Origin of the sequence: Sulfurimonas sp. (assembly GCF_016744025.1) — a bacterium.
Taxonomy (GTDB): Bacteria; Campylobacterota; Campylobacteria; order Campylobacterales; family Sulfurimonadaceae; genus Sulfurimonas.
In genome coordinates this window covers 1-3,904 of record NZ_JADGFC010000178.1, presented here as the reverse complement: position 1 = coordinate 3,904, position 3,904 = coordinate 1, and the positions used below count along the sequence as shown (strand labels likewise).

Sequence of the window (3,904 nt, the reverse complement as noted above, 5' to 3'; positions counted from 1 at the left end):
ATGACTCTCCATCTTTAGGTGTTAAAGATGGAGATAAAAACCCTTTTTGGCATTGCTTTGCTTGTAATGTTGGTGGCGATATCACAAAGTTTGTAGAACTAAAAGAAAACCTCTCACCCTTACATGCTGCTAAAAAAGTATTAAGAGATTTAGGTATTGCTTTTATAGATGAGCAAATAGAACAAAGTGATGAAGAGAAAAAAGACATCGAAGAGAGAAACAAAAAACTCTTTGATCAAAACAAAATAGCTAGAGAAAAACAACAAGCCAAAGAAAAAAGAATAACAGACTTTATACAGGGTAAAGTAAATGAACTTGCTCCAAAATTAGCAGAAAATTACATAACACTTTATGACAGATGTAAAGAAGATATTGAGTCAAACTTTCCAAACAGAAGTGCGATTTTTGAAGACTATGCACACACTTATTTAGGTTATGACTTAGAACAAGAGAGCATAGCCATACTCATAAGAGATGGTGAAAAAGTTTTTAATATCAAACACAAACAAAAGTTTATATTTGATAAAAAATTAAAAGTTTTAACAAACGAACGAATGCCAGGAAAGTGGCTAGGTGCTCCAAGACTAAATGGGTCACTCTTTCCGATTGAATATTTTAGAGAACACGAAGATAATAGAGTCATATTGTGTGAGGGTGAAAAAGATGCACTAAATCTTTTAAGTTATGGTGTAAATGTTCTTACCCTGGGAGGAGTCACAAACTCTTGGCTCTCATATGCAAAAGTATTGAAAAATAAAACTGTATATATATGGTTTGATAACGATGCTGCAGGGTACGAAAATGCTATCAAAAGATATAGAGAACTTGAAAGTTTAGTTGAAAACATATTTATTGTTCCATTCTTTTGCATTAATGTAACTTTTGCAAATAAATATGACATATCAGACTTTTTAGCTGACAATAGATTAAAAATAGGAAAAGTAGATGATGTTTTTCATCTTATAGCATATTCTAGTTTCAAACTTACAAATGAACTCATAGATGATATAAGTGATGTTGTCGGTAAAGACCTATCAGCTTATAAAACCATAAGTGTTATAAAAGATTTTAGAGATATAAAAAGAGAGTTTTTAAAAACTGATAACGAAGAAAGATACCTCTACGTAGTTGGTGCAAAAGGTGAATTAGACAATGCCGATACCGATTGGGCTATGGATAAACTAAAATCTGTAAAAAATACAAATGACTTTAAAAAATTTAAAGAGATTATGTGTGCAGTTTTAACAGGAGCGGACAAAAGAGAGAGAGAAGCAGATGAAATAGCAGACTTAGTAGAACAAGTACTTACTATTAAAAAAACTCTTTTATCCAATTATAGACAAGTTCATATTGTAGATATGGTAGCAGCTCTCATGCAGCTTGCTCGGAAAAGTGGTTTTAGTTTTGCAGAGCATAAGGGTAACTTGTATATTTGGAGTGGGACTCACTATATGCAAGTTGACAATAATTCTATGGCAAAATGGATTCATTCTAAGTGGATGTTTGCTGCAAAAATAGATTACAAAAAACAAACTAGACAAAATGCTGATTTAATTTTAGAAAATGTACTCTCACGATCTTTGCACCTAGATGAAATCAAACTTTATCAAGAAAGACGTGTTTTGAACTTTGCAAATGGTACTGTTTTTATTTCACCACGTGGAAAGATGACCTTTAAAGAAGGTCACAGCCCAAAAGATGCAGCAACTAATATACTAAAGTTTAACTACTCCAAAAATGCAACTGCTCCAAAGTGGTCAAAGTTTTTAAAACGGGTATTAGCAGATGAAGATGATAGAAAATGTTTAATGGAATTTATAGGCTACTGCTTTTTACCTTCTCATGCTTTTGAAGCATTTTTGTTTTTATATGGTAAAAGTGGTGCCAATGGAAAATCAGTTATTTTAGATGTAATCAGAAGTTTCTTTGGTGAAGAAAATACATCTTCTCTTCAACTCCAACAAATGGAAGGTCATAAACTCCACGCACTAACAAACAAAATCATAAACATAGGCTCTGAAATAGATGCAAAAGGTATGAACGACGGACAAATATCAACGCTAAAAGCCTTAGTATCTCCAAAAGACTCTATTCAAATAGATCCTAAAAATCAAGAACCATATCAGTTAATGCCAAAAGAAAAGCCAAAGTTAGCTTTCAGTGGAAACAACAAAGTTAAACAAGGTGTTGATGATGCCTTTTTTAGACGTATGATACTAATAACTTTTGATGGAGAAATATTAGATGATGAAAAAATTCGTGATCTCTCAGATAGATTTGCAGATGAGATGAATGGTATTTTCAACTTAGCAATAGAGGGTTTAAAAAGGCTCATAGGCAATGGAAAGTTTACTAAATCAAACAAGATGAAAGCCTCTTTAGAAGAGTATAAAGATGAAGTAAACCCACTAAGAGCATATATAAGAGATAACACTAGAGATATCCCAACTTGTATGGTTCCAAAAAAATACCTTTACGCTCACTATCAAGCTTGGGCAGATTCAAAAGGTTATCGCTCTTTTGGCTCATCTGCTTTTTGGGGCAAATTTAAAGATGAAGCACCTCATGTAGAGTTAGACAAAGGTCAAATTAGAATGAAGACTGGCACAAATTATGAAGGACTTAGTGACAGAGTTACTTTTGCTTATGGCGTTGCTTTGTTAAGTGACGAACTCGATAGCTTTAAGGTAGAAAACAGTACCATAAAAGTCTCAAGTGCAAATTTTTGCACCCAAACTAAAACTCCACTGTTTGATTTGGGTGAAAAATGATAAATTTATTTAATTTGTCTACAATGTCAGCCAAATGTCAGACCACTTTTAGCACCCAAAAGACAGAATTATGCCCACGCTTACGAGCTATGCAGTGTTTTGTCTATGTGTCAGACTACAATTCCCTATTATATTTTAAATCATTTTTACTCTACTACTTAACTTTTTTTCAACTCTATATACTCTTTTTTACCCTGACAAAAAGACAAAAGCATTTAAAGCTCGTAGTACTAAGAGATTCTTTGTCTTTTTACTCCCAAAAGTGCCCTGACAAATGGATGACAGAGAAGACAGATGCATAAAATAAAATGTATATCCATAGAAGCACTCAAAATGAGATATGTAAAAGCCAAAAGAAAAAATGAACCATATGCATGTCGTTTGATTATAGAGTATAGAAATGCTCAACCAAGATATATATATGTAAGTGGTAATTTTGATAATGCCATGAGTGAAGCAGGGAGAATACTAGATAATGAACGCTGAAACTACAGCTCAACAAAGAGCACGTGAATTATTTTTAAATTCAGCAACACTAGAAAACGACTTCACTCCCATAAGTGAAAAAAAATTATCAGAACTTTTAGAAGCCGATGGCATTGAAACCTCTGCTTCAAGTATTGGAAGATGGAAACTAAAGTTTAATTGGAAAGAACAACTTCAACAAAATATAGCTTTAGCTTTTATTGATGATGAAAAAATCAAAGAGACAGTACGTGCTTCAGCTTTAAGTGAAGTCGTTCATAAAACAACAGTAGATATAAAAAGAAATGAAATACTTATGTCAAGCTCATATCAGGTACTTGAACACGTAATGCAAAAAATAAATGAAAAAATAGAAAACAAACAAGGACTCAGACAAGACGATATCGATAACGCTTTAAAAGTTTTTGCACTTGCTGGTGGAAGAGCTGACAAAATGCTAGATCGTCTCTCAAATCAACCGCCAGAAGCAATTAGTTCGGAAGAAGTGCTCCAAAGACTTTTTGGTACTACTCTAAAAGTTGAAGATGAAGATGAAATCATAGAAATCACAATAGATGGAGAAGAAGATGAGTGAAGTCATAGAAAAAGTACAAGCTCTTGGTGTAGTTCTAGTAACTATTATGTTCTACGTCATAGTAGAAAATTTA

The 3,904-nt window shown here is 32.9% G+C and carries 3 protein-coding genes; all 3 read left to right on the top strand.

The features are described 5' to 3' along the window. Positions 1-2,771, top strand: a 2,771-nt coding sequence (locus QZZ48_RS14620; protein ID WP_294966995.1) for a phage/plasmid primase, P4 family, incomplete at its 5' end; no start/stop codon positions are given. Between the two features lie 294 nt (positions 2,772-3,065). After that, positions 3,066-3,257 (top strand): hypothetical protein, encoded by a 192-nt coding sequence (locus QZZ48_RS14615; protein WP_294966994.1) that lies wholly within the window; start codon positions 3,066-3,068, stop codon positions 3,255-3,257. Then, positions 3,247-3,831, top strand: a complete 585-nt coding sequence (locus tag QZZ48_RS14610) for a hypothetical protein (RefSeq protein WP_294966993.1) — start codon at positions 3,247-3,249, stop codon at positions 3,829-3,831. Before QZZ48_RS14615 ends, QZZ48_RS14610 begins: the two co-directional genes overlap by 11 nt. Positions 3,832-3,904 lie beyond the last annotated feature (73 nt).

What these genes read in the sequence shown, in the direction of transcription:
- QZZ48_RS14610 (WP_294966993.1), top strand. Translation starts at nt 3,247, where the DNA reads ATGAACGCTGAAACTACAGCTCAACAAAGAGCACGTGAATTATTTTTA.
- QZZ48_RS14615 (WP_294966994.1), top strand. Translation starts at nt 3,066, where the DNA reads ATGCATAAAATAAAATGTATATCCATAGAAGCACTCAAAATGAGATAT.